Origin of the sequence: Streptomyces sp. LS1784 (genome assembly GCF_020103755.1) — a bacterium.
Classification (GTDB): Bacteria; Actinomycetota; Actinomycetes; order Streptomycetales; family Streptomycetaceae; genus Kitasatospora.
Genome location: NZ_JAHSQD010000736.1, coordinates 1 through 3,430, shown reverse-complemented (window position 1 = coordinate 3,430; position 3,430 = coordinate 1). Strand labels below are relative to the sequence as shown.

Below are 3,430 nucleotides of genomic sequence, written 5' to 3'. Positions count from 1 at the left end.
CCCGGCCGCCCTCGGGCCGGGCCCGCACGCGCGGGGTGTGCCGTCCGGCCGGGGTGCGGTGGGCGGCCCCCGTCCGACGGCACGGCTCTGCGACCGGCCCCGCGCACCGTCAGTACTGCGCGATGTCCACGTTCTCCAGGACTCCGACCGCGTCCGGCACCAGGATCGCGGCGGAGTAGTAGGCGCTCACCAGGTAGGAAATGATGGCCTTGTCGTCGATTCCCATGAACCGCACCGACAGGCTCGGCTGGTATTCGTCCGGAATTCCGGTCTGGTGCAGACCGATGACGCCCTGGTTGTCCTCGCCGATTCGCATCGCGATGATCGAGCTGGTGCTCCCGACGATCGGGATCTTGTTGCACGGAAAGACCGGAACCCCCCGCCAGGACAGGATCTGCTTGCCCTCGACCTCGACCGTCCCCGGGTAGAGGCCGCGCTTGTTGAGCTCCCGGCCGAAGGCGGCGATGGCCTTGGGGTGGGCCAGGAACATCCTGGTGCCGCGACGGCGGCTGAGCAGCTCGTCCATGTCGTCCGGGGTGGGCGGGCCGGAGTGGGTCTGGAACCGCTGCTCGTACGCGGCGTTGCCGAGCAGGCCGAACTCCGGATTGTTGACCAGCTCGTGCTCCTGGCGCTCGCGCAGGGCCTCGATGGTGAGCCGGAGCTGGTGCTCGGTCTGGTTCATCGGCTGGTTGTAGAGGTCGGCGACCCGGGTGTGCACCTTGAGGATGGTCTGCGCGACGCTCAGCTCGTACTCGCGCGGCTTCAGCTCGTAGTCCACGAAGGCGCCGGGCAGCTCGTACTCGCCCCGGTGGCCGGCCGAGAGGTCGATCTCCGCCTCGCCGTGCTTGTTCTGCGCCTGCTGGAAGCCGTTCAGGTACTCGATGACCTGGAGCTGGAGCGCCTCGGAGCGGTCGTGCAGCTCCTCGAAGGAGGGCCAGGACAGCGTCAGCACGGTGCCGGAGGTCGCGGCGCGGACGGTGTACGGCCAGTCGCCGCCGTCCTGCCGGATCGCCTCGTCGCCGAGGTGGTCGCCGTCGGCGAGGGTGCCGATCACCGTCTCCTCGCCGTACTTGCCGGTGCCCAGCCGGTCGAGCTTGCCGTGCGCGATCAGGTAGACCTCGGTGATCGGCGCCCCGGCCCGGACCAGGACGTCGCCCGCGTTGAAGTCCCGCTGCACGAAGCGCGAGGCCAGCTCCTCCAGCACGGCCTCGTCCTGGAAACCGCGCAGCGCCGGCACCTCGGCCAGGGTGGGCGGGACGATCCGCACCTCGGTGCCGGTCTTGACGAAACTCACCCGGCCGCGGCCGACCGAGTAGCGCAGGCGGCGGTTCACCCGGTAGGTGCCGCCGGACACCTGCACCCAGGGCAGCTTCCTGAGCAGCCAGCGCGGGCTGATGCCCTGCATCTGCGGAGCGGACTTCGTGGTCGTCGCGAGGTTCCGCGCGCCCGCCGTGCTCAGACTCTGCTGCTGCCGGATCTCCGATCGCGCACCGGGCGCAGGAATACCGGCATTGGTTTCGGTCGACATGAGGGGAGCCCTTCGCATATCCCGATGAAGTGTCGCCTTGCACATGCGTGTTGCAGCTTCATCGTGGGCCCATTCGATGGCGCCCCGCAATCACTCGTTCGAGTGGTTCGGAATGGCCGAACAAATAGTACGAATAGATCACCTGATCGATATCCGTTCGACTATTCATTCGGACAAATCGGAGTGCCGCGGCCCATCCTCCCCCATCCGCGCCCCGGCCCGCAGCCCCTTGGCTCGACCCGCACGCGGCGCCCCCGCCGTCCGAGCCGTTCGAACAGGCCGCCAGGACGCCCTGACCTCCCGTCCACTCTCTGTCAGGGACGGTCACCTGAGTGCGCCCGTACGCGCCTGCCTGACCCGCACCTACGCCGAGAACGTCTCTGCCCTCCCGCCCCCGCGATCGCGGCCTTCACCGGCAAGGCCCACGGCTACGCGGCCATCGCCGAGCCGGACTTCCCACCCCGCCCGGGTGTGACGGACCGACGCGCGCGGCAGCCCCGCCGCTACAGCGGGCCGTTCCAGTCGAGGGTCGGCTCCAGCACGCCCTCCAGGGTGAGCAGCCAGCGCTTCACCTCGATCCCGACCCGGCCGCCGCCGAAGCCGCCGATCCCGTCCGCCGCCACCACCCGGTGGCAGGGCACCAGCAGGGGGACGGGGTTGGCGGCCATCATCTGCCCGACCGTGCGGGCGGCCAGGCCGGGCTCCGCGACGTCCTCGAACAACCCGCTGCGGGCGGCCAGTTCGCCGTAGGTGATGGTCCGGCCGTACGGCACCTCGCGCCAGAGCGTCTGCAGCACCGTGCGGTGCGGGCCGGAACTCAGGCTCCAGTCGATCGGCAGGCCCAGCTCGCGGGTGCGGCCCGCCAGGTAGGCGCCGATCCGCTCGGTGACGGCGGCGATCTTCGACTCGTCGGTGCACGGCGGCACTTCGCCCCCGCTCGGCCCACCGTAACCGGCCGACGCCACGCCGAGCGGGGTCACCGCGATGTGCATCGGCCCGCTGGGCAGCGGGGTGGGCACGGTCAGCCAGGACATCGACCAGGACTGCGGCACGCTCGGGCCCCCACCCTCCACCGGACCGGCCGCCGACCACCCCGGCACCCGGGAGGCGTCCCCGCCCCGCGCGCCATCGTACGGCGGGCGGCCGACGGCCGGAGCGGCTCCGGTCAGAGCTGCCCCTTCAGTGCGCGGGCGTTCGACGCGCACCAGTGCACCAGCTCGGCGCGGTCCGGGGCACGGCCCTCGCACAGCACGGCGAGCTGTTCGTCGTTGATCCGGTTCGGTCCCGGGATCTCCAGCAGGTACGCCAGTTCCGCCAGCACGGTGGCGAGCCGCTCCGCGTCCGTGTGGTCCAGGGTGACCGCGGACTCGTGATGGCTGATGGTGAGCGAGCCGGGCATGATCGACCTCCTCCGTCACCCCCGCCCTCCACGGTACGACCGGGTCGGCCGCCCCGCCCGTCGCGGAGGCGTACGTGCGCGGGAGGGGCAGCCGTTCGCGCTCCGGGGCCGGCCGGGCGCGGTGCGCGGCGGGCCGGGGGTGCGCCCCGAAGCCGTCCGAGGGGTTGGTCAGCTGTCCGGGCCCTCCTCCCAACGGCGGTTCCGCACCGCCGGTACGGCCAACACTACGGCCCCGGCAACCAGTTGCCAGACCGCCCCGAACAGCAACACGGCGCCCGCCCCGAACCGGTCCGCCAGCGGACCGGCCGCCGCCAGCCCGAGCGGGCCGAGGGCGAAGGAACCCAGCACGCCGAACGCCGTCATCCGACCGAGCATCTCCACCGGCACCCACTTCTGCGTGGTGGTGCTGTAGAGCGTCCCGCAGACCGCCGAGCCGACCCCGGCCACCAGCGCGCCGGCGGCCACCCAGGGCAGCCCCGCCCCGGCCGCGAACGCCCCGGAGG

The 3,430-nt window shown here is 72.0% G+C and carries 3 protein-coding genes and 1 pseudogene; all 4 read right to left on the bottom strand.

The window, feature by feature from the left end:
• Positions 1-109: 109 nt before the first annotated feature.
• Complete coding sequence (locus tag KS423_RS41490) at positions 110-1,528, bottom strand: family 2B encapsulin nanocompartment shell protein (RefSeq protein WP_224284897.1); 1,419 nt, start codon at positions 1,526-1,528, stop codon at positions 110-112.
• Between the two features lie 503 nt (positions 1,529-2,031).
• A complete protein-coding gene (locus KS423_RS41485) occupies positions 2,032-2,580 on the bottom strand; it encodes a methylated-DNA--[protein]-cysteine S-methyltransferase (protein ID WP_308020312.1) in 549 nt (182 codons plus the stop codon).
• 113 nt (positions 2,581-2,693) lie between these two features.
• Positions 2,694-2,927, bottom strand: a complete 234-nt coding sequence (locus tag KS423_RS41480) for a hypothetical protein (protein WP_224284896.1) — start codon at positions 2,925-2,927, stop codon at positions 2,694-2,696.
• A 168-nt stretch (positions 2,928-3,095) separates the two neighbouring features.
• A pseudogene (locus KS423_RS41475) lies at positions 3,096-3,430 on the bottom strand (MFS transporter); the annotation flags it as partial.

Excerpts from the sequence above, each read along its gene's own strand:
- KS423_RS41480 (WP_224284896.1), bottom strand. The coding sequence starts at position 2,927 with ATGCCCGGCTCGCTCACCATCAGCCATCACGAGTCCGCGGTCACCCTG.
- KS423_RS41490 (WP_224284897.1), bottom strand. The coding sequence starts at position 1,528 with ATGTCGACCGAAACCAATGCCGGTATTCCTGCGCCCGGTGCGCGATCG.